Raw genomic sequence first — 3,296 nt, 5'->3', positions numbered from 1 at the left:
GTGCGGCACGAACTCCGGGTACCGATTGGCCGCCTCGATCGAGCGGATCAGCGCCGAACGCACCGCGGGCAGCGGCGGGTACGGATTCTCGTTGAGCGATAACGCCAACGGATCCCCCGCGTCCGGCAGCCCGTCGAGCACCGCGGCCGTCACCGCCGGCGCCGGCGACGCCATCAGCGTCCGCCCCAGCGCACCGCCGCCGCGCCGGCGAAGTCGCCGGCATGCGCGAAACCCGCCATCAGCACCAGGTCACCCGGAGCGACCCGGCCGTCGCCGACGGCGCGATCGAAGTTGATCGGGATCGCGGCCCCGAACAGGTTGCCGCACTGATCAAACGTGTCGACGTGCCGTTCGGTGGGCAGCTCCAGCGCTTCTCGCCAGTTGCGCAGAAACACCCGGTTCGGCTGGTTGGTGACCAACAGCCCGATATCTTTGGGCCGCACCCCGATTCGGTCACAGACCGCCCAGGCCACCTCGGGAACCTGCCGGTTGCCGCGGGCCAGCACCTTGGTGATCTTGGACTCGGTGAACCCGATGCACGCCTCGCCCGGCCCGGCCTGCCACCACTTGCGCGGCGGGTCCATCGTCAGCGTCATGTCGCCGGCGTATTCGCCGTAGGTGCGGCACACCACGTCGAGGATCGGCGAACGCTCCGACACCGTCACCAGCCCCACCGCGGCGCCGTCGCCGGGCACCGCGGCCTGCGCCTTGCGCCGTACCCCGGGTTGGTCAAACACCTGCCCGGCCGCGTTCTGCGCGACCGCGATCAGCGCGCTGCGCCCCGCCCCGGAGCCCAGCAGCTGGCGGGCGACCTGCAGCCCCAGCACGAACGCCGCGCAGCCGCCGTTGTGCAGGTCCAGCACCCAGTCGGGCCGCATGCCCAGCCGGTGCGCGATGCCGCCGCCGGCGCCGTAGAACGCCATGTCCGGGACCTGGGTGTGGGTGATCAGCACGTCGACCTGCTCGAGGACGTCGGGGCCGTGCCGCTCGATCAGGCCGGCGGCGGCGCGTTCCACCATGTCGATCGCGGTTTCGTCGGGCCCGACGTGGTGGCGGTACCGCGGCGCCCGGAACATCACGTTGTCGCGCAGCGCGTCGGAGTCGGCGAACTGCGCGTAGTAGTCGGCGCCGAGGGGTGCCCCGGGCAGGTAGGTGGCGACGTCGATCAGGCTGACGTTCGGTGTGCTCATGGCCGGCCTCACCGCATCCAGACCGGGGTCACCGGCAGGCCGTTGCGGTGCCGATATTCGGCAATCGCCTTGAGGTTCTGCAGTTCTAGCAGGTGGCCCGCGCCGAACATGTCCCAGAAGTCGCCGACCCAGACCGGGCGCTGCGGCGGCGCGGTCTCCGGATAGGGGTTGTTGTCGTAGAACGGGTGGTGGCAATTCGTCCACAGCACCACCGAGCCGGGCTTGTCGAACACCAACTGCGCGTCGATGACCCGCATCAGATAGATCATCCACAGGTGCGTGCCCTGATCCCAGGCGCAGTGGTAGTCGACGGTGCGCGCCTCGGCGTTGGTCACGGTGCGGGTGAAGATCTTGGTCTCCGAGCCGAGCCGGTCGTGGGCCAGCCACAGCCCGGGTTCGTCGGTGGGGGTGAAGCCGCGCAGGCTGTAGGTCCACTCCTCCAGGCTGCGGGTGTCGGCCATGTACTCGAACAACTCGTCGGGCGGGCAGTCGATGTGGCTGTTGACCGTGCAGAATTCCCCGAACACCTCCTCGTGCGGGTACACCGACCGCATCATCTCCATGATGATCGGGGTGGCTTTTTCGCGGGGCGAGGTCTCGATGCGGACCAGGCCCTCGATCGGGTCGGTGCTTCCGGTGTGGGCGACGATATCGTCAAGCGCGGACAGCGACACGGTGGTCCTCCTTCAGTGCGGAAACCGGGGGTGCGGAACTCAAAAATGGTGCGAACGGCGGCATCTCGTCGGCCGAGCACGCGACGCTGACCACCGCGGGCCCGTCGGCACCGAGCGCGGCCACCACCGCCGGGGACAGCTCGCCGATGTCGCTGACGTCCGTGGCCGGTAGGCCGGGAAACATCGCGGCCAACCCGGCCCCCAACGTGCTGGGCCGGAATCGGTTGTAGCTGTACAGGTCGTCGTAGTAGAGCTGCTCGCGGGTCACGCACATGGCGTGTGCATTGTTGTTGAACAGCACGAAGGTCACCGGCAGCCGGTACTGCAGGGCGGTGTGGATCTCCATGCCGTGCATGTAGAACGCGCCGTCGCCGGCGATCACCACGGTGCGCCGGCCGCGGCCGAACGCCATTCCGATCCCGGCGCCGAAGCTGTAGCCCATGCCGCCCATGCCCAGCGCGACCAGGAACCGGCCGTCGCGGCGCACCGGCAGGTGATGCAGCGCGGCGGCACCGGTGTTGCCGGCGTCGACGACGATGTCGGTCCCGGCCGGTAACACCCGGTCCAGCACGGTCATCGCGTCGCGGTAGCGGACCCCGGGGCCGGTGTGGGGGCGCGGGGTCAGTTCGGTTCGCGGCAGCGTCTCGGGCACCCGGATGCCGGTGGGCCGGCCCGGCCCGTGCAACGCGGCCACCAGCATGCGCAGCGAGGCGCGCAGATCCTCGGTGTGCACGTGCAGGCAGGGCAGGTGCGGTGGCGCCGAGCCGATCGAGACCGTGCGGACGGTGGCCAGCGCCTGATCGAGTCCGGCGCGGGCGGTGATCGGCAACCGGGTGCCCACCACCAGGCACACCGCACTGGCCGCCACCGCGTCGGCCACCCCGGGGTGGCCCACCACCCCGGTGACGCCCAGCGCCGACGCGGCACCGCAACCCGGTGTGCCGCCGGCATCTTTGGCGTCGGGCACGCACGCGACCCGGGCGCGCAGCAGCGCGCGCAGCGCCGCGAGTTCGGCGCGGGCGTCGTCGCGGGCGACCTGTTCGCCGGCAATGATGGTCACCGGCCCGGCCGCTTGGCGCAACGCGCGCGCGATCGGATGCGGGGCGCCGGCCCGGCCGCGGATCGGTGCACCGTTGTGGTGGCCGGTGACGGCGACCGGTGCCTGCTGAACGTCCTTGGGTACCAACAGCACCGCCGGCCCGCCGGTGCGGGCCGCGGCGATGGCGCGCGGCAGCGCGGTCGCGATCTCGTCGGGAGCGGTGATCCGCTGGCAGAACACCGAGACGGCGGCGAACAGCTGCTCGGCGTTCAGCGCGCCGTTGCGGCCGCTGAGGTCCTGAAAGCTGCCCCGGCCGTCCAGCGCCGCCGACGGCTGCCCCACCACCGCCAGCACCGGCACCCGGCTGGCCAGCGATTCCCCCAGGCCCGGAAC

The 3,296-nt window shown here is 71.3% G+C and carries 3 protein-coding genes and 1 pseudogene; all 4 read right to left on the bottom strand.

All coding sequences use genetic code 11. From position 1 onward, the window contains the following. Positions 1 to 174, bottom strand: a pseudogene (locus tag BKN37_RS30085) (aminotransferase); the annotation flags it as partial. Continuing rightward, on the bottom strand, positions 174 to 1,190 hold the full coding sequence (locus BKN37_RS26530; protein ID WP_071030224.1) for a 3-oxoacyl-ACP synthase III family protein: 1,017 nt from the start codon (positions 1,188 to 1,190) through the stop codon (positions 174 to 176). The pseudogene BKN37_RS30085 and the gene BKN37_RS26530, both read right to left, overlap by 1 nt. Before the next feature lie 8 nt (positions 1,191 to 1,198). Next, on the bottom strand, positions 1,199 to 1,864 hold the full coding sequence (locus tag BKN37_RS26525; RefSeq protein ID WP_071030222.1) for a hypothetical protein: 666 nt from the start codon (positions 1,862 to 1,864) through the stop codon (positions 1,199 to 1,201). Beyond that, the coding region (locus BKN37_RS26520) for a thiamine pyrophosphate-dependent enzyme (protein ID WP_071030220.1) at positions 1,845 to 3,296 on the bottom strand (1,452 nt) is incomplete at its 5' end. The genes BKN37_RS26525 and BKN37_RS26520, both read right to left, overlap by 20 nt.

The sequence above is a fragment of the Mycobacterium talmoniae genome (assembly GCF_001854525.1).
GTDB classification, from domain to species: domain Bacteria; phylum Actinomycetota; class Actinomycetes; order Mycobacteriales; family Mycobacteriaceae; genus Mycobacterium; species Mycobacterium talmoniae.
This window is presented reverse-complemented; position numbering and strand designations above follow the sequence as displayed.

Excerpts from the sequence above, each read along its gene's own strand:
- BKN37_RS26530 (WP_071030224.1), bottom strand. The coding sequence starts at position 1,190 with ATGAGCACACCGAACGTCAGCCTGATCGACGTCGCCACCTACCTGCCC.